Annotated in this window: 14 protein-coding genes; 5 read left to right on the top strand and 9 right to left on the bottom strand. The window is 60.6% G+C overall.

What is annotated here, in order from left to right:
- Positions 1 to 82 precede the first annotated feature (82 nt).
- The 3 genes from AC1DE4_RS10980 to AC1DE4_RS10970 form a co-directional block, all read right to left on the bottom strand.
- Positions 83 to 2,611: a methyl-accepting chemotaxis protein gene (locus AC1DE4_RS10980; RefSeq protein WP_025659506.1), complete on the bottom strand. Its 2,529-nt coding sequence runs from the start codon at positions 2,609 to 2,611 to the stop codon at positions 83 to 85.
- Between the two features lie 324 nt (positions 2,612 to 2,935).
- Entirely contained in the window at positions 2,936 to 3,079 is a 144-nt protein-coding gene (locus AC1DE4_RS10975; protein WP_018856831.1) for a hypothetical protein, read from the bottom strand.
- Between the two features lie 150 nt (positions 3,080 to 3,229).
- The gene (locus AC1DE4_RS10970; protein WP_025659507.1) at positions 3,230 to 4,411 is read right to left on the bottom strand and encodes a BaiN/RdsA family NAD(P)/FAD-dependent oxidoreductase; all 1,182 of its coding nucleotides are present in this window, start codon (positions 4,409 to 4,411) and stop codon (positions 3,230 to 3,232) included.
- Positions 4,412 to 4,536: 125 nt separating this feature from the next.
- Between AC1DE4_RS10970 and AC1DE4_RS10965 the strand changes: the two genes are divergently transcribed.
- The 5 genes from AC1DE4_RS10965 to edd all read left to right on the top strand — a co-directional run bounded on the left by AC1DE4_RS10965 (position 4,537) and on the right by edd (position 11,485).
- Positions 4,537 to 5,973, top strand: coding sequence for a glutamine synthetase family protein (locus AC1DE4_RS10965; RefSeq protein ID WP_025659508.1), 1,437 nt, complete (start codon positions 4,537 to 4,539; stop codon positions 5,971 to 5,973).
- A gap of 13 nt (positions 5,974 to 5,986) precedes the next feature.
- Positions 5,987 to 7,285 (top strand): NAD(P)/FAD-dependent oxidoreductase, encoded by a 1,299-nt coding sequence (locus tag AC1DE4_RS10960; RefSeq protein ID WP_025659509.1) that lies wholly within the window; start codon positions 5,987 to 5,989, stop codon positions 7,283 to 7,285.
- A 133-nt stretch (positions 7,286 to 7,418) separates the two neighbouring features.
- Complete coding sequence (zwf, locus tag AC1DE4_RS10955; RefSeq protein WP_025659510.1) at positions 7,419 to 8,894, top strand: glucose-6-phosphate dehydrogenase; 1,476 nt, start codon at positions 7,419 to 7,421, stop codon at positions 8,892 to 8,894.
- Positions 8,895 to 8,905: 11 nt separating this feature from the next.
- On the top strand, positions 8,906 to 9,604 hold the full coding sequence (pgl, locus tag AC1DE4_RS10950) for a 6-phosphogluconolactonase (RefSeq protein WP_025659511.1): 699 nt from the start codon (positions 8,906 to 8,908) through the stop codon (positions 9,602 to 9,604).
- 60 nt (positions 9,605 to 9,664) lie between these two features.
- The gene (gene edd, locus AC1DE4_RS10945) at positions 9,665 to 11,485 is read left to right on the top strand and encodes a phosphogluconate dehydratase (protein ID WP_018856825.1); all 1,821 of its coding nucleotides are present in this window, start codon (positions 9,665 to 9,667) and stop codon (positions 11,483 to 11,485) included.
- A 73-nt stretch (positions 11,486 to 11,558) separates the two neighbouring features.
- Here the strand turns inward: edd and AC1DE4_RS10940 are convergent, their stop codons facing one another.
- The 6 genes from AC1DE4_RS10940 to AC1DE4_RS10915 all read right to left on the bottom strand — a co-directional run bounded on the left by AC1DE4_RS10940 (position 11,559) and on the right by AC1DE4_RS10915 (position 18,680).
- Positions 11,559 to 11,912 carry a hypothetical protein gene (locus tag AC1DE4_RS10940; protein WP_018856824.1) on the bottom strand — a complete coding sequence of 118 codons (354 nt, stop codon included), beginning with the start codon at positions 11,910 to 11,912 and terminating at the stop codon, positions 11,559 to 11,561.
- Positions 11,913 to 12,181: 269 nt separating this feature from the next.
- Positions 12,182 to 13,273: an ABC transporter ATP-binding protein gene (locus AC1DE4_RS10935; RefSeq protein ID WP_018856823.1), complete on the bottom strand. Its 1,092-nt coding sequence runs from the start codon at positions 13,271 to 13,273 to the stop codon at positions 12,182 to 12,184.
- A 21-nt stretch (positions 13,274 to 13,294) separates the two neighbouring features.
- On the bottom strand, positions 13,295 to 14,947 hold the full coding sequence (gene bglA / locus AC1DE4_RS10930; protein ID WP_025659513.1) for a beta-galactosidase BglA: 1,653 nt from the start codon (positions 14,945 to 14,947) through the stop codon (positions 13,295 to 13,297).
- A gap of 26 nt (positions 14,948 to 14,973) precedes the next feature.
- Entirely contained in the window at positions 14,974 to 16,137 is a 1,164-nt protein-coding gene (locus AC1DE4_RS10925) for a carbohydrate ABC transporter permease (protein WP_018856821.1), read from the bottom strand.
- Between the two features lies 1 nt (position 16,138).
- A complete protein-coding gene (locus AC1DE4_RS10920; protein WP_018856820.1) occupies positions 16,139 to 17,152 on the bottom strand; it encodes a carbohydrate ABC transporter permease in 1,014 nt (337 codons plus the stop codon).
- A gap of 163 nt (positions 17,153 to 17,315) precedes the next feature.
- Positions 17,316 to 18,680 carry an ABC transporter substrate-binding protein gene (locus tag AC1DE4_RS10915; RefSeq protein ID WP_025659514.1) on the bottom strand — a complete coding sequence of 455 codons (1,365 nt, stop codon included), beginning with the start codon at positions 18,678 to 18,680 and terminating at the stop codon, positions 17,316 to 17,318.
- Positions 18,681 to 18,864: the final 184 nt, after the last annotated feature.

The raw sequence follows: 18,864 nt of genomic DNA, 5'->3' as shown, positions 1-18,864 counted from the left end.
TAAAAAGACGCGGCCGGTATTCGGAAAAACAGAAGAGCCCCGGTATACCAGGCCCCTCCAAGCGCTTGTTTTGGTCGTCGTCTTATGCCGCGCGGTAGACGCTCGCCTGCATGTCGCCGCCGATCTTGAACTGCTGGATGAGCCGCAGCAGTGAATCCGCCTCGACCGCAAGCTCGCGGCTTGCTGCCGTCGTCTCTTCGACCATGGCCGCATTCTGCTGCGTCATCTGGTCCATCTGGTTGACGGTCGCGTTGACTTCACCAAGTGCGCTCGACTGATCGTGGCTCGCTCGGGCGATCGTTTCGACATGCTGGCTGATCGTGACGATCTGGGCACTGATCTTCGCGAGCACCGTGCCGGTCTCCTGCACGAACTGCGAACCGGAGCTGACTTCGGTGGTCGACTTGTTAATGAGACCCTTGATCTCCTGCGCCGCAGCAGCGGAGCGCTGCGCCAATTCACGCACTTCCATGGCGACGACGGCGAAGCCCTTGCCGGCTTCACCGGCGCGTGCTGCTTCGATGCCGGCGTTCAGAGCCAGCAGATTGGTCTGGAATGCGATCTCGTCGATAACGCCGATGATCTGTTCGATCTGCCGGGACGCCGCTTCGATCCGGCCCATTGCGTCGATCGCGTTGCTGACGACAACTGCGGAGTCGTCGGCGCTGCGTTTTGCCTGGCGCACGATCTGATCGGCGTCCTTGGCCCGCTCGGCCGAGGAACGGACCGTGACAGTGATCTGGTCAACGGCCGCGGCGGTTTCCTCCAGCGAAGCTGCCTGCTGCTCAGTACGCTTGGAGAGGTCTTCAGCGGACTGAGCCATCTGGTTGCCGTTGCCCTGGATCATCTCGACGTTGTCGCGGATCTGGCTCATGGTGGCCTGCAGGCGCATCATCGAACCGTTGAAGTCCTGGCGGAGCTGCTCGAGGCGACCGATGAACGGCGTGTCGATCGTGGTCGAAATATCACCCTGCGACATGCGCTCGAGACCGGAGGCAAGCGCATTGACAGCAAACTCGATCTGGCGGTCCATTTCGCGCTTCTCGGCGTCGTTGCGCTGGCGTTCATGCTCGGCCGCGACGCGCTCTTCCTCGCTCTGCTCCTCAATGCGGATCTTGGAGATCGCATTCTCCTTGAAGATGCCAAGCGCGCGCGCCATGTCGCCGATTTCGTCATACCGCTGGTCGCCCGAGATGTTGGTGTCGAGCGCACCATCGGCAATACGGCGCATCGCGGCGGTGATCTGGCCGATCGGGCGCTGCAGCGTCAGGACAAGGGCAATGCCGCCGATGATCGAAACCAGGATGCCGAGGCCGGTCGTCAGCACGGAGATGCCATTTGCCTGAGTGCGCTCGGCACCGGCGCTCTTCTTCTGCAATTCGGCAAACGTCGTGAGCTGCCCCCAGACGGCATCAAGCTGCTGGCGAGCGGATGCGTAGTCGGTGACGCGCTGGTTGATCGTGTCGACCAGGCTCTGCGCATCCTTATCCATGGAGGCAAGGGCAGGCGACATTGCCGCGACGATGTCTTCCGCGAAATTCATGCCCTTCGCGCTGGCGAGCAGCGTGTTTAGGTTGGTGCCGAGCGTCGCGATCTCCTGATGCAGGCGGACGCGATTTTCCTTGCCAGGCTTGGCAGCGAACTCACCGAGCACGAGTTGCAGCGAGTAGATCGCGCTCTCCAGACGGCGCGTGTCTTCGAGAACAGAGTTCGTCTGCGCGATACGGCTGTCGAGCTCGACGAAGGTCGTCGTCGCTGCGCGCATCATCTGCGTTGCCGTCAGCTGGGTATAGGTCGACATCTGACGGAAGCGGGAGACAAGTCGCCCGAGATTGGCGATCGCCTCGTCGGTGCCGGCATCGGCCGCCGTTGCCTGCGCCTTCACGTCGCTGATCGTCTGCGACAGCGACTGTGTCATGCTCTTCTGGTTCGCGGGGACCGAAATCTCGATCAGGCGCTGCGCCTTTGCGATAGCGGGAATGTCGTCCGTGACGACCTTCAGCTTGTCAGCCGGCAGCTGGGCCTTGTTGAAGTCGGCCATGACGGCCGCAAGGGTATCACCGCCCTTCAGCAGGCGGTCGGCGGCGCGCAGCGTTGCAGTGGCGTTGCCCTCATCCTTGCGGATGTTTTCCTCGAGTTGCTGCGCATCGTAGTTGACGTTGAAGCGGCTGGTGATCATCACCTTCTGCGCGTCATCGATCGACTTGCGAAGGGCGAGCTCCTGCTCGTGCAGGGTCCAGAGCTTGCCCACGGTGTCGGAAATTCCCGAGGTACCCTCGATGGCGGCAAGAAGGTTGTCGCGACCGCCATTGTCGCCGATCTGCTTCAGCGTGGCGCTCAGCGTGCCCTGTTGCGTCTTGATGTCCCCGTAAAGCTTGTCACGCGCTTCCTGGCTGGTCATCTGCAGGAAGTCGTCCATGGAGCCATAGAGATCCTTGAACCCGCTGAGCGACTGCAGGACGCTGTTGGAGATTTCCATACGTCCCTGCAGCATGCCCGAAGCGTAGAGGCCGGTCAGGCCGACGGCAGAAATGCTCACGACGAAGGGCAATACAAAGATCAGGACCTTGGTCTTGATCTTGAAACGGGAAAGAATCTTGTCAATCAACATAGCGGTTCCGGCCTTCCATACACCACTCCTCCCGCCGGCCGCCTGGCGGGGCGCCGACCGAGTGCATCGAGCTGCTTTATTGGAACATTGGAGTCCCGGACGGCGAGGCCCGGTCGGCAGTCATTGCCGGTTCGCCTCACGCCAACGCGGAAGCGCCCAAAAAATCATCGAGCAAGTTTTGCAGAGGATGTCTTAATTTTCGGATAAGCGGAAATTACGGATAGCCGCAATCAAATCGATTTTAGCGGTGGTCAAATCGACTTGGCCCAGATATGGCCGGCGGCCCGAATGCGGCCGGTGCTCACAGATCCGAGATCGGGAGTGTCAGAACCAACGTGCGAGGAGGAGAGCGGCCACGGCGGCCAATGCACTGGCAGAGAGGACGAAGTAGCGTGCGGCAACGAGCTTGTTGTCGGGCTTGGCTTGAGCGATTGCAATGGCGCGGGCGCGTCGTGCGTTCCTGTTCATTTTGCAGAACCTCACTTCATTTCTGACACAACAATCCAACAAAACGACCTGTTGGTAAAGCTCTATTTAGGAAGTGCTTTTCCATTCCGTCATGAGGCAGGATGGCGCACCCTTCTTAAGAACTCTTGAATCGAGCAGATAGTTTCGCGCCTATAAAGATTCACCGGCGACGAAGCCCGAAGCCCAGGCCCACTGGAAGTTATAGCCGCCGAGCCAGCCGGTCACGTCGACACATTCACCGATGAAATAGAGGCCCGGAATACTCTTCGCCGCCATGGTACGGGAGTCGAGCCCCGTCGTATCGATGCCGCCGAGCGTCACTTCGGCAGTCCTGTAGCCCTCAGAGCCGGACGGCTTGATTTTCCAGCTTTGTACCGCTTCGGCCAAACGCGCCAGGACCTTGTCGGAAAGATCGGCCATATGACCGACGATGCCTTCTCGGTCGGCCAGATATTGCGCCAGCCGCTTCGGGAGTATCTCGGCCAGCGCCGTCTGAGCGGACTGCCGGCCATTCACCCTTTTCGCCGCCTTCAGATGTTCGAACAGATCGACATCGGGCTCGATGTCGACGGTGATGTCCTCGCCCTCGCGCCAGTAGGAGGAGATTTGCAGGATCGCAGGGCCGCTGAGGCCGCGATGGGTGAACAGCAGGGCTTCGCGGAATGCTGTCTTGCCGTGACGGATTTCGGCTGGCGCCGATATGCCCGACAGGTCGGAAAGGCTTTCGAGCGTCGCCTGATCCAGGGTCAGCGGCACAAGTCCAGGCCGCGTCTCCACCATGGGAAGGCCGAACTGCTCAGCAATGCGATAGGCAAAGCCCGTGGCACCCATTTTCGGGATAGACTTGCCGCCGCTCGCGATCACCAGCGAGCGACATTCATATGCCCCCTCCGACGTCGAGATGCGGAAGCCTTCGCCGCTCTTTTCCACGTCCGCGATCTCGGTGCGCAGATGCAACGCCGCTCCGGCAGCCTGCATCTCATCGAGGAGCATGCGGATGATGTCCTTGGCGCTGTCGTCGCAAAACAGCTGCCCAAGCGTCTTCTCGCGCCAGGCAATCCGATGACGATCGACCATGGCAATAAAATCCGAAGGCGTGAAGCGCGCCAGCGCCGACTTGCAGAAATGCGGATTGGCGGAGAGGAAGCTCTTCGGGCCGGCGTGAATGTTGGTGAAATTGCAGCGCCCGCCCCCGGAGATGCGGATCTTTTCGCCCGGCGATTTCGCATGGTCGAGAACGATGACCGAGCGGCCGCGCTGAGCGGCGCGAATGGCGCACATCATGCCGGCTGCGCCCGCGCCGATGACGATCACATCGCTTTTTCGCTGCAAAACCACTTCCCTTGTCGAAAGGCATCTTCTTTTTCCATCAAGAGGCGAAAGTCAACGTGCCTCCCCCTCGCCAATTGCCAAACTCCAGCTATGATGCCGTCACGATCAACGCAAACCGGTGTGTCATGTCCCCAAAAAAGACGACGCTGAAGCCTGCCAGAAACGTACCTGCCTCGAAGAAGACACCCCCGGACCCCGGACATCAGCGCGGCGTGGAAAACTGGAAGGAAGCAGCGCAGTTCTTGCGGGCGCGCGGCATTGAAGACATCGAATGCATTACGCCGGATCTTGCCGGCGTGCCGCGCGGCAAGATGATGCCGAGTTCCAAGTTCACGTCAAACACCTCGCTTGCGCTGCCTTCGGCGATCTACCGTCACACCATCTCCGGCGAATATCCGGACGAGACGGAAAGCTTCCGCTACGAGCCGCGCGACAGCGACCTGAAGCTGGTGCCTGACCTTTCGACGCTTTCGGTCGTCCCCTGGGAAACCGACCCGACGGCGCAGGTGATCTGTGATATCGTTAGCGTGGATGGGGAAGAGGTCCCCTACACGCCGCGAAACGTTCTGAAGCGCGTGCTGAAACTCTATGGCGATCGCGGCTGGAAGCCGATCGTGGCGCCCGAGATCGAGTTCTACCTCGTGGCGAAGAATGATGACCCGGATTATCCGCTGCATCCGCCGAAGGGCCGCTCCGGCCGTTCGATCCTCGGGGGTCAGGGCTATTCGATCGCCGGCATCAACGAATTCGACGAACTGATCGACGACATCTACCATTTCTCGGAAAAGCAGGGTCTCGAGATCGATACGCTGATCCACGAAGAAGGCCCGGCGCAGCTGGAAATCAACCTGCGCCACGGCAATCCGATCGAACTTGCCGACCAAGTGTTCCTGTTCAAGCGCACGATCCGCGAAGCGGCGATGAAGCACGGCATCTATGCCACCTTCATGGCCAAGCCGATGCAGGGACAGCCGGGCTCGGCGATGCACATCCACCAGTCGGTCGTGAACCAGGAAACCGGCAAGAACATCTTCTCCAACCCTGATGGTTCCGCCTCTCGTGAGTTCTTCCATTTCATCGGCGGCCTGCAGAAATACGTGCCGAGTTCCATGGTGATGCTGGCGCCCTATGTGAACTCCTATCGACGGCTGACGCCTGACATGTCGGCGCCCGTCAACAATGCCTGGGGTTATGACAACCGCACGACGGCGTTCCGCGTCCCGGTATCCGATCCGCAGGCACGGCGCGTCGAAAACCGCCTGCCGAGTTCGGATGCCAACCCTTACCTTGCGCTCGCCGCCTCGCTCGCATCGGGCCTGCTCGGCATCATGAAGGGCATCGAGCCGACAGCACCAACAGAGGATACGGCAAACGAGGGCTCGATCGAACTGCCACGCGGCCTTCTGGAAGCAGTCGCGTTGATGGAAGACGAGGAAGCCTTCGAGGAAGTGTTCGGCAAGGAGTTCCTCGGCATCTACGCCGGTGTGAAGCGCGGAGAATTCGAAACTTTCATGCAGGTGATCAGCCCCTGGGAGCGCGAATTCCTTCTGCTGAATGTTTAGAGAGGGCTTCATCATGACATCGCAGGAGAGATGGCAGAGCCCCATCGCGCCCGGCATTTCCTGGTATCAGGCAACATCAGGCGAGCGGCCGACCTACCCGGAAATGGACGGCTCGAAGACATGCGACGTCGCAATCGTCGGCGGCGGCTACACCGGCCTTCAAGCCGCCTACAATCTCGCCAAATCCGGCGCCTCGGTGGTTCTCATCGAGGCCTTCAGGTTCGGCGACGGCGCCTCGGGTCGCAACGGCGGCCAGCTCGGCACCGGGCAACGCTGGTGGCCGGAAGAGCTCGAGGAAAAGATCGGCTACGAGCGTTCGCGCGCGCTGTACGATCTCGCCGAGGCGGCCAAGCACCATCTCATGGATTTCGCGACCGACCATCAGATCGACATGGACTACATGCCGGGGCAGATGAACGTTGCCCACAAGGAGAGCTACAGGGCCGACTACTACGAAAACGCCGAGATCGCGGCGATGCGCTACAACTATCCGCATGTGCGCTTCATGGACAAGGCCGAAACGCAGGAACGGCTCGGCTCGACGCGCTACCACTGCGGCGTTCGCGACATCGGGACGGGCCACATCCATCCGCTGAAGCTGCTGATCGGCCTTGCCCGGGTTGCCGCCAATGCCGGCGCGCAGATCTTCGAGATGACCAAGGCCTCGGCGATCCTTCATGGCAGCAGCAAGGTGTTGATCGAGACGCCAAGGGGCACGATCACTGCCGAAAGGGCGCTGATCGCCTGCAACGGCTATATCGGCAATCTCGAGCCGGTGACGGCAAGTCACGTGATGCCTATCCGCTCCTTCATTGGCGCCACGGTGCCGCTCGACGCGCATCCGCAGGTGCTGCCGGGCGGCGAGTCCGTGGCCGACTCGCGCTTTGTCGTGCGCTACTTCCGCAAGTCCAAGGACGGACGATTGCTCTTCGGCGGGCGCGAAGCCTATACGGCCGACAATCCGCGCGACATAACGCAGCACATCCGCCGGCAGATCGCCGAGATTTACCCGGCGCTTCGGGACATCGAGATCACGCATGCCTGGGGCGGTTCGGTCGGCATCACCATGCCGCGTCAGCCTTTTGTGCGCGAGGTCATGCCTGGCGTGACGTCGATCGGCGGCTATTCCGGTCATGGTGTCATGCTCGCCAATTACTGCGGAAAGCTCTATGCCGAAGCGGTTCTGGGAAAATCGGCGGATCTCGATCTTTTCAAGTCGCTCGATATTCCGGCCTTTCCCGGGGGTGCGGCCATGCGCGCGCCGCTGCTTTTCCTGGCGCTCTCCTGGTTTGCACTGCGCGACAAGTTTTAGTCAGATTGCGGATTTCATCGCGCGGCAATTCGATCTAAAACCTCTTTCCGAGAGATTCATTGCATCGCACACTGGCTTTTTTAAATCGATTAGATTAAAGAGCCAATAACCCGTCTGATTGAGAGACATCCTCATGAGCAGCCAAACCATCCCCGTTGAACCCTTTGATTATGTCGTTTTCGGTGGCAGCGGCGACCTTGCGGAACGCAAGTTGCTGCCTGCCCTTTACCATCGTCAGATCGAGGGGCAGTTCTCCGAACCGACCCGTATCATCGGCGCGTCGCGTAGCCCGCTGACGAACGAGGAATATCGCAAGTTTGCCCAGGACGCCCTGAAGGAGCACCTCAAGAAGGGCGAATACAACGAGGCCGAGGTTACGAAGTTCCTGCAGCGCCTGTACTACGTGCCGGTGGATGCGCGTTCGGATGCCGGCTGGGATCAGCTCAAGAAGCTTCTGGACGAAGGCAAGGATCGCGTGCGCGCCTTCTACCTCGCCGTTGCTCCGGGCATCTTCGGCGACATCTCGCAGAAAATTCATGACCACAAGCTGATCACCAAGTCGACGCGCATTGTCGTTGAAAAGCCGATCGGCCGCGACCTTGCTTCCGCCCTGCAGCTGAACGACACGATCGGCAAGGTCTTCAAGGAAGAGCAGATCTTCCGCATCGACCACTATCTCGGCAAGGAAACGGTGCAGAACCTGATGGCGTTGCGCTTTGCCAATGCGCTCTATGAGCCGCTGTGGAACGCCAACCATATCGACCACGTGCAGATCACGGTTGCCGAGTCGGTCGGCCTCGAAGGCCGCGCCGGATATTATGACACCGCTGGCGCGCTGCGCGACATGGTGCAGAACCACATCATGCAGCTCGTCTGCCTGGTTGCGATGGAGGTCCCCTCCTCGATGGACTCCGAGGCCGTCCGCGACGAGAAGCTGAAGGTGCTGCGCGCATTGAAGCCGATCAATGCATCGAACGTCGAGACCAATACCGTTCGCGGCCAGTATCGCGCCGGCGCTTCCAGCAGCGGTCCGGTCAAGGGTTACCTTGAGGAGCTCGAAGGCGGCGTTTCGAACACCGAAACCTTCGTTGCCATCAAGGCCGAAATCGGCAACTGGCGCTGGGCTGGCGTTCCCTTCTACATCCGTACCGGCAAGCGTCTTGCCGGCCGCATGTCGGAAATCGTCATCACCTTCAAGTCGATCCCGCACTCGGTCTTCGACCAGTCCGCCGGCCGTATCAACCAGAACCAGCTCATCATTCGCCTGCAGCCTGATGAAGGCGTCAAGCAGTCGCTGATGATCAAGGATCCGGGCCCGGGCGGCATGCGCCTCCGCAACGTCTCGCTCGACATGAGCTTTGCCGACGCTTTCCAGGTCCGCAATCCGGACGCCTATGAACGGCTGCTGATGGACGTCATTCGTTCAAACCAGACGCTGTTCATGCGCCGCGACGAAGTCGAGGCCGCATGGCAGTGGGTCGACCCGATCTTGAAGGGTTGGGAATCGACCGGCCAGAAGGTTCAGGGATACACCGCCGGCACCTGGGGCCCCAGCCAGTCGATCGCGCTCATCGAGCGTGACGGCCGCACCTGGCACGACAACCTGTAGGATAAAGAACGATGGCAGCGACGATGCATGCTTTTGCCAATGGCGCGGAACTGGCTCGCAACCTTGCCGACAAAGTCGCTGCGTCGCTTTCCGCGGCAATCGACGCACGGGGAGCGGCAACCTTTGCCGTTTCTGGCGGCTCGACGCCGAAACTGTTTTTCCAGGAGCTTTCGGCCCGCGATCTCGACTGGACCAAAGTGGCCATCACACTCGTCGACGAACGCTTCGTAGCGGCGAACAATCCGCGCTCGAACCATCTGCTGGTGGCCGAAAACCTCCTGCGGAACAAGGCGAAGGCTGCAAACTTCCTGCCGCTCTACCAGGCAGCAGGCTCGGTCGAGGAGGCTGCGAGGCTTGCGACGAGCGCGACGGCCACGATCGGCAATCCCTTCGATGTGGCGATCCTCGGAATGGGCGGCGACGGCCATACCGCCTCGTTCTTTCCGGGCGGCAGCAATCTGAAGGTCGCGCTCGACCCCAACACGCCGCGTGGTATCATCACCATGGAGGCGGAGGGCGCGGGCGAGCCGCGGCTCACCTTCACCTTCTCCAGCCTTCAGGATGCAAGGCTGCTCGTGCTTCACATCGAAGGCGAGAGCAAGAAGGACGTCCTGACGAAAGCGCAGAGCGCCGGCGACGAGGCAGAGATGCCGATCCGCGCCATTTTGCGGCGGGCGGCGAGCCCCGTCGAAATCTACTGGGCTCCATAAGCCTTCGGGCAGATAGCCGCGAACGAAAAACTGAAGAGCAAACAAGGCAGGATACCTCCCATGTCCGCTAATGCACGCATTTCTGCGATCACCTCCCGCATCGTCGAACGATCGAAGCCGACACGCGGACTTTATCTGGAGCGCCTGCGCAATGCGACCTCCAAGGGTGTAAGCCGCTCGGTTCTCGGTTGCGCCAACCTCGCGCACGGCTTTGCGGTCTGTTCCCCCGCCGAGAAGGACGCGCTTGCAGGCGACCGCGTGCCAAACCTCGGCATCATCACTTCCTACAACGACATGCTCTCCGCGCACCAGCCCTTCGAGCATTATCCGGCGATCATCCGCGAGGCGGCAGCGGAAGCCGGGGGCATCGCGCAGGTCGCCGGCGGTGTTCCTGCCATGTGCGATGGCGTCACCCAGGGGCAGCCGGGAATGGAGCTTTCCTTGTTCTCGCGCGACCTGATCGCCATGGCTGCCGGCGTGGGCCTCTCCCACAACATGTTCGATGCCGCGCTTTTCCTCGGCGTCTGCGACAAGATCGTGCCCGGCCTTGTCATCGCCGCCCTCTCCTTCGGGCATCTGCCGGCGATCTTCGTGCCGGCCGGTCCGATGACGTCGGGCCTGCCGAACGACGAGAAGTCACGCGTGCGCCAGCTTTATGCCGAAGGCAAGGTCGGCCGCGCCGAACTGCTGGAAGCAGAGTCGAAGTCCTACCACGGTCCGGGCACCTGCACCTTCTACGGCACGGCGAATTCGAACCAGATGCTGATGGAGATTATGGGCTTCCATATGCCCGGCTCCTCCTTCATCAATCCAGGCACTCCGCTGCGCGAAGCCTTCACACGCGAAGCTGCCAAGCGTGCGTTGGCGATTACGGCCCAGGGCAACGAATACACGCCGGCCGGCGAGATGATCGATGAGCGCTCTATCGTCAACGGCGTCGTCGGCCTGCACGCGACCGGCGGCTCGACGAACCACACGCTACACCTCGTCGCCATGGCGAGGGCAGCAGGCATCCAGCTGACCTGGCAGGATATTGCCGAGCTATCCGAGATCGTGCCGCTGCTGGCGCGCGTTTATCCGAACGGCCTTGCCGACGTGAACCACTTCCACGCCGCCGGCGGCATGGGCTTCCTTATCAAGGAGCTGCTCAAGCACGGCATGGTGCATGACGACGTTCGTACGGTCTTCGGCCATGGCCTGCAGGCTTACACGATCGATCCCCGCCTCGGTGACGACGGCACGATCGTGCGCGAACCGGCACCGGAAAAGAGCGTCGACCCGAAGGTGCTTGCCAATATCGAAACCCCCTTCCAGGCCAATGGCGGCCTGAAAATGCTTCGCGGCAATATCGGCAAGGCCGTCATCAAGATCTCTGCAGTCAAGCCGGACCGCCACGTCATCGAAGCGCCGGCCATCGTCTTCCACAGCCAGCAGGAACTGCAGGACGCTTTCAAGGAAGGCAAGCTCAACAAGGACTTTATCGCCGTCGTTCGCTTCCAGGGACCGAAGGCGAATGGCATGCCGGAACTGCACAAGCTGACGCCGCCACTCGGCGTGCTGCAGGATCGCGGCTTCCGCGTGGCACTTCTGACCGACGGCCGTATGTCCGGCGCTTCGGGCAAGGTTCCGGCTGCAATCCACGTGACGCCGGAGGCTGTCGATGGTGGTCCGATCGCTCGCATCAAGGACGGCGACATCATTCGCCTCGACGCGATCGCCGGCACGCTGGAGGTACTGGTCGATGCTGCCGATCTGGCGGAACGCGAGTCCGTGGTTGCCGATCTTTCCGAGAACGAATTCGGCATGGGCCGCGAGCTGTTTTCGCCCTTCCGCCGCGCCGTCGGTCCTTCGGATCGCGGGGCCAGCGTCCTCTTCCATTGAGGCAATAGCCCGCTCTAGAAACAACGAAGACCGCGAGGAAACTCGCGGGCTTTGCTTTTGATGCTTGGCGAAATCAGCCGCGGATGTCGAGCACGCGATCGCGGTGTGCCGGGTGTGTGCTGTAGACGAAGATCTTGTTGAGCTCCTTGTCATTTAGCATGCGCAGAAAACGAACTTCGATCGTGTTGTTGGCATTCACCCGCGTTAGCATGCAGCCGATCTTGGTGATGCGTGCATCCGGGATATCGAGATAGAACTGCTTCGGAAGGGCGTACTGGGTGAGGAGCGCGAGGACGGCCGTGCTCTTCGAAATGCGAATGATATCGCAACGCCGGGACGCCATGTGCATGACGCCCTTCTCAGTATATTCGATGCGTGCGGCATTCATCGTATCCTCCATTTTGAACCGCACTTCGCGGTCGTACATGAAGGATTCCTCCTTATTTAGAAAGTGCTGCCCGGAAGGCATTGGATTCGATGCTGCCACCGCCGTATTCCCTTCGATATTCAATGAGGAAATACTAGCTGGCGATGTTTAACAGAAGGTGAGATTAGTTTCGATCCGGCACGCTATACACACTGAACGCCGCAGCGAACCTGCAAGAATAAACCCGTTTTCGATCAAATACATAACAAAGCCCGGGCAACACATCGCGGTCCCCGGGCCTGATTTTTCTCGTTCGCAACGAGGCAACTTTATTTACGATATGTGCGCCCTTCCGCATCGAAAAGATGCAGCTTGGAGCGGTCGGCCGAGAAGTGCATCTTCTGCCCCTTCTTGATATCGTAAATGCCAGGCAGCTTGACGATGATCGGCTCGCCCGGAACGAGACCCTCGATGTAGAGCAGTGTCACTTCGCCGAGCGCTTCGACGATCGAGACTTCGCCCTCGAAGAGGTAGTCGTCGCCGGCACCGGCGATGCGTAGATCCTCGGGGCGAACGCCGAAGCTCGCGGTCTTGCCCTTCTCGGAACCGGCCGTCGGAATGTCCAGCGTTACGGACTTGCCGCCGGTCAGCGTCACCGTCGTTGAGTTGCCAGCCTCGGTAATCGTCGACGGAATGACGTTCATGGCCGGAGAGCCGATGAACTTGGCGACGAAGAGATTGGCCGGGCGCTCGTAGAGCTCCAGCGGTGCGCCCACCTGCTCGATGTTGCCGGCGGAAAGAACGACGATGCGGTCGGCAAGTGTCATCGCCTCGACCTGGTCGTGCGTGACGTAGATCATTGTCGTGCCGGCCATCTGCTCGCTCAGGCGGGCGATCTCGATGCGGGTCGCGACACGGAGAGCTGCGTCGAGGTTCGACAGCGGCTCGTCGAAGAGGAAGACCTTCGGATTGCGGCAAATGGCGCGGCCGATGGCAACACGCTGGCGCTGACCACCGGAGAGCGCTTTCGGCAGGCGATCGAGATATTTGCCGAGTTGAAGACTGTCGGCCGCCGCACGAACACGGCGATCGATCTCCTGCTTGTTTTCGCCGGCGATCTTCATGCCGAACGCCATGTTGTCGTAGACAGTCATGTGCGGATAGAGCGCATAGGACTGGAACACCATGGCGATGCCGCGCTTCGACGGCGGCACATCGTTGACCAGCTGGCCATCGATATACATGTCGCCACCGGTAATGTTCTCCAGGCCGGCAATCATGCGCAGCAGGGTGGATTTTCCGCAGCCCGAAGGGCCGACGAACACAACGAACTCGCCCTCCTTGATCTCCAGATCGATGCCGTGGAGAACGTCCACGGAACCGTAGGATTTGCGAATATCCTTGAGCGTCAGTCCAGTCATTAAATCCTCCTCCTCAAGTCGTCAGGCGAGACGAGCGAAGTACGCTCCCCATGCCGGAATATCGATCTTCTCACCGTAGTTATTGCTGACGAAGCCGTGGCCCGTCAACGCCTGCCAGTCACCGGCAGGCAAAACGACGGCACTTTCGGTAGCGCTCATGTTGAAGACGCAAAGCAGCTTTTCGTTGCCGTACTCGCGCACGAAAATCAGCACGTCCTCCTGTGGTTCCATGAACTCGATCTCGCCCTTGGCAAAGGCCGGATGCAGCTTGCGGAAGGCGAGGAAGCGGCGATAGTGCTCGAGGACCGAGTTCTCGTCGCCCTGCTGGACGCTGACGGCGCGCAGGATGTGTTCGACAGGAACCGGCAGCCACGGCTTGACGGTCGAGAAGCCGCCCTGGGCGACCTGGCTATCCCAAACCATCGGCGTGCGGCAACCATCACGGCCCTTGAATTCCGGCCAGAACTGGATGCCGTAGGGATCCTGCAGGTCCTGATAGGCGAGATCGGCCTCGGTCAGGCCGAGTTCCTCGCCCTGGTAGAGGCAGACGGAACCGCGCATCGTCATCAGGAGCGACGCATACTGCTTGGCGAATGCATCGTGATCGGCGACCAGCGAGCCCCAGCGGCTGACATGGCGCATGACATCGTGGTTGGAAAACGCCCAGCAGGCCCAGCCATCGGGTGCCGCGGCCGCGAAGTCTTCCATCACCTCCTCGACGCGTTCAGGCGACAAGGGGTCGGGCGCCAGGAACTCGAAGGCATAGCACATATGCATCTTGTCATTGCCTGACGTGTATTCGCCGACGATCTCAAGACCGCGTTGACTGTCGCCCACCTCGCCGACGGCAGCAATCGCCGGAAACTCCTCGAGCACGGCGCGGAACCGCTTCAGGAACTCCAGGTTCTCCGGCCGGTTCTTGTCGTAAAGGTGCTCCTGGAAGTTATAGGGATTGACCGCCGGAGCGGTTGAGGCGTTGCGGCGCTCGGGGGCGAGCGCCGGATTGTTGCGCAGCTCCCTGTCGTGGAAGTAGAAGTTGATCGTATCGAGGCGGAAGCCATCGACGCCGCGCTTCAGCCAGAAGCGGACGACATCAAGCAACCGGTCCTGAACCTCGGGATTGTGCAGGTTCATGTCCGGCTGCGAGGTCAGGAAGTTGTGCATGTAGTACTGCATGCGCGTCGGATCCCACGCCCATGCGGAACCGCCGAAAATCGACAGCCAGTTGTTCGGCGGCGTGCCATCAGGCTTGGCATCAGCCCAGACATACCAGTCGGCCTTCGCGTTGGTCTTGCTGGATCGGCTCTCGACGAACCAGGGATGCTGGTCCGAGCTGTGCGAGATGACGAGGTCGATCATCACGCGAATGCCGAGGCGATGGGCCTCTGAAATCAGCGTGTCGAAATCCACCAGCGTGCCGAAAATGGCATCGACGTTCTCGTAGTCGGAGACATCGTAGCCGAAATCGCGCATTGGCGAAGTGAAGAAAGGCGAGATCCAGATCGCGTCGGCGCCGAGGGCGGCGACATGTGGCAGCCGGGCGGTGATCCCCTTCAAATCGCCGATGCCGTCGCCATTGGAGTCCTGGTAGGAGCGCGGATAGATCTGATAGATCACCGCGCCGCGCCACCAGTCCTTGTCGGCCGTCAAAATGGATTGGGATGCCATGCTCATGTTTCCTGTTCGATCGTCTTGGGTTGCTAACCGCCCTTGACCGAGCCCGCGAGCAGACCACGCACCAGATAGCGCTGCAAGCCGAAGAACACGAGCAGGGGTACGACAATGGTGACGAAGGCCGAGGCCGTCAGGATTTCCCAGTTGCCACCCCGTGACCCGAGCAGCGCGTTCAGCGCGCCTGTCAGCACGAGGTGGTCCCTGTCGGTGCCGAGGAAGACCATGGCGACAAGCAGGTCGTTCCACACCCACAGGAACTGGAAGATCGCAAAGGATGCGAGCGCGGGGAAGGACAAGGGTAGTACGATACGGGTAAAGATTTCAAAATCGCTGGCGCCGTCGACGCGGGCGGATTCAATAATTTCCCTCGGGAGACCGGCGATGTAGGCGCGCAGCAGATAGATTGCGAGCGGCATGCCGAAGGCAGTGTGCGCGAACCAGATGCCGGGATAGGTCTTCGACGGAGCGTCGAGCAGTGCGCCGATTCCGTTGTAAAGTCGCAGAAGCGGAATGAGCGACATCTGCAGCGGCACGACGATAAGGCCGACAACAAGCGCGATCAGCAACGCGCGCCCCGGAAACTCCATCCAGCTCAGCGCGTAGGCCGCGAAGGCGGCGATCAGGATCGGGATGATCGTCGCCGGGATGGTGACAGTCAGCGAGTTGATGAAGGACTGCCCGATACCCTCGCTGGTCAGAACGTTCTTGTAGTTCTGCAGCGTGAATTCCGGCGGCGTGGCGACGGAAATGTAGACACGGCGGCCGCCGTCATCCGGTCCGAAGGCGGCATACTTCATATAGCGATAGTTGCCGTCGGCTGCGACGGTGAGCGACACGCCGTCGCCGAGATCAGCCGTCTCGCCCGCCTTGTAGGCGGACGGCTGCTGGACGCGCGTGCCGAAAGCGCGGATGGAGCGCCCCTGCTGTCCTTCCAGCACATTGCCCGAAATGACGTAAATGGCGCCTTCCTGCTTCTGCTGGTCGGGCTGTCCAAGGCGCACGGCAACGGTGCGTGACGAGCCCGCAAAGGCCGTCCACCAGCCGGAGACGACGAGCTGGTCCTTGTCGCGCAACGCGCTGACAAAGATACCGAGCGTCGGGATCAGCCACAGAACGACGATCACGAGGACCGCAAAGTGGACAAAGAGACGGGCGGGGCCGATCTTGAAGAAATCTCGGGTAAGCGTCATCTCAGTGGCCTCCCAGCTCGCGATTGGCGCGACGGACGTTCCAGACCATGATCGGCGTCACGGCCAGCATGATGATCAGCGCGATAACAGCACTTCGGCCGGAGTCACCACCGCCTCGGAACAGCCAGTTGAACATCAGGTTGGCGAGCACCATCGTATTCCATTGACCGTTGGTCATGGTCAGCACGATGTCGAAGACCTTGAGCACGAGAATGGTAATCGTGGTCCACACAACGGCGATCGTACCCCAGACCTGCGGCACCATGATGCGCCAGAAGATCTGCCAGCCGTTTGCGCCATCGATGACGGCGGCTTCAATGGTTTCCTCAGGGATGCCGCGGAGCGCCGCGGACAGGATTACCATCGCAAAACCGGTCTGAATCCAGATGAGGATGATCATCAGGAAAAAGTTGTTCCAGAAGGGAACCGAGATCCATACCTGAGGCGTCCCGCCGAACAGCTGGACGATCGCGTTGAGGAGGCCGATCTGCACATCGTTGCCGCCGCGGTATTCGTAGATGAACTTCCAGATAACCGATGCGCCGACGAAAGAGATCGCCATCGGCATGAAGACGATGCTCTTGGCAATATTGCCCCACCAGATGCGGTCGGTCATCACGGCGATGACGAGGCCGAAGAAGGTGCAGGCCGCCGGCACGACCGCCAGCCACAGGATGTTGTTGAAGATCGACTGGCGGAATTCGCGGTCGGTGAAAGCCCACTGATAGTTCGCAAAGCCGACAAACTGCTCACCGGAGCGATCATAGAAGGACAGGATGAGCGTCGCGACCACGGGATAAACGAGGTAGACGACAAGGAGGAGAAGGGCCGGCCCGATGAACAGCCACGGGCGGATCATCGCCCGGCGATTCAGGTTGCGCGCCGCGGAATGGATGTCACCATCCTTCACCGGCAGGGACCAATCCAGGATCTTGTTGGAAAAATAGAAATAGGCCGAGCAGGCGAAGACCGCCACGACCACGACCCCCAAAGCGGAAACTATCTGCGACAGCATTCGTCCCTCCCCTGCTACCCTGTCTGTCCTGACGGGTATGCGCGCCGATGTCGTCACGCCGCCATCGCTCGACGCGACAGGCGACAGTGGCCGGACACTCCCAGTATCCGGCCATGTATTTCAACCATGCCGCCGCAACCGACGGCATGGAACTCAGGCGATGTTACTTGATCGCGTCCCAGGCACCCTGAATTTCCTTGGCGGTGTCTTCCGCAGACTTGCCACCAACGAAATCGACCATGCCTGTCCAGAATGCGCCCGCGCCGATCTTGCCCGGCATCAGGTCGGAACCATCGAAGCGGAAAGTCGTCGCAGTCGTCAGGATCTCGCCTTCCCGCTTCATCTGATCGTTTGCATAGGCTGCCGTGTTGACGCCCTTGTACGGCGTCAGGAAGCTGGACTGCGCCATCCAGACTTCGTGTGCGATCGGTGTCTTCAGGAATTCAACGAACGCCCGGGCGGCCTTGGAGTCCTTCGTGACGGTTACGAGCGTACCAGCGCCCAGAACCGGCTTGCCGAGATCGGCATGCGCCGCATAGGTCGGCATATAGAAGAAGTCGGCATCCTGACCGAGCTTCGTGCCTTCTGGGAAGAAGGACGGAATGAATGAAGCCTGGTGATGCAGATAGCACTTCGGCGGCACGCCGAAGAGACCCTTCGGGCTGTCGCGGAAGTCGGTCGCAGCTACCGCTGCAACGCCACCGCTGACATACTTCTCGTTCTTGGCGAAGGAGCCGAATTCCTCGACCGCGGCAACGACGGCCGGATCGGTGAACTTCACTTCGTTGGTCGTCCACTTGTCGTAAACATCAGGCTTCTGCTGGCGCAGCATGATGTCTTCGATCCAGTCCGTTGCCGGCCAGCCGGTCGCCCCACCGGAGCCGAGGCCGATGCACCACGGCACGCCGCCGTCCTTGACGATCTGGTCCGTCAGGGCATGGAGCTCTTCCATGGTCGTCGGGACCTTGTAGCCTGCTTCCTTGAAATTCTCCGGCACATACCAGACAAGCGACTTCACGTCGGCCTTGTATGGGAAGGCGTAGAAGGCTTCCTTGCCGTCCTTGCCCTTGTAGGTGCCATAGCCAACCCAGCTGTCGCCGGCGCCATAGTTTTCCTTGACCCAAGCAGAGGTCTCATCGCCGAGTGGCGTCAGGAAGCCCTTGCCGGCGAGGTCGGCGAGAAGGCCCGGCTGCGGCAGGATCGCGATGTTCGGCGGCGAGCCAGCCTGCGTGTCGATGACGATCTGCTGTTCATAGTTTTCCGAAGACGAGTACTTGGCGTCCACGCCGGTCGCTTCGGTGAAATAGGCCAGAATGCTGCGGAAGAAGGCTTCGTCTTCACCGCGCCATGGCCCGAAGATGGTCATCTGCTCGCCCTTCAGGTCGGCATGAGCAGCCTTGAAGTCGTCGTAGCTCTTCCAGTTGAACTTCGAATCCTGCCCGGGGGCAAACTTCAGATCGGCAGCCGACGCGGCACCCGCAGCAAGAAGCGCCGCCGCGGCAACGCCCATCAAAAACGTCTTTCTCATGTGATCAACCTCCCATCACAATCCCAACCGCACTTTTGAAACTATTTGGATGCCGTTCCAAAGCGCTTTGACAAATGCACTCATTTCACTTTCGATGGAAAAGAGTCAAGCTATTTCGCGAAAAGGGCAGCAGACGCGGCCCTGTTATCCCCGAAGTACCCACGCCACACCCTTGGGAATATGG

It is taken from the genome of Rhizobium sp. 10N414 (assembly GCF_056394785.1).
Note: the sequence above shows the minus strand (reverse complement) of the source record. Positions and strands in the feature narration are given on the sequence as shown.